Annotated in this window: 1 pseudogene; it reads left to right on the plus strand. The window is 37.7% G+C overall.

Annotated elements, in window-relative coordinates:
- Positions 1-102: 102 nt before the first annotated feature.
- A pseudogene (locus tag HC175_RS20860) lies at positions 103-363 on the plus strand (hypothetical protein); the annotation flags it as partial.

The raw sequence follows: 363 nt of genomic DNA on the forward strand, positions 1-363 counted from the left end.
TACTTTGAGCATTGAAGCAAAAAATTTGCAGCGATAACAATACTACTTTTTTATAAAACGCTCCGGCCTTTGGTTTGGAGCGTTTTTTGTTTCACTAAATACATGAAATTCTTCTTCTTTTTATTAATGCTTTTGCCGGGTTTTACTGCTATAGCTCAAAAGCATATTACCCATGTAATCGAAGCAGGGGACCTGGAAAAGATCGTACTCTCCAGTGATGAGATCTATAAGATCAAGGTTACCACATTTCCCGGAACAGAAATAAGGATCACAACCGATACAGAAGGGGAATATTACGATGATATTAATCTTGATGTGGAAAGGCGGTCGCAAACTCTCTTTTTAAATTCCCGTTTTAGGGAG

Source organism: Salinimicrobium oceani, from assembly GCF_012037645.1.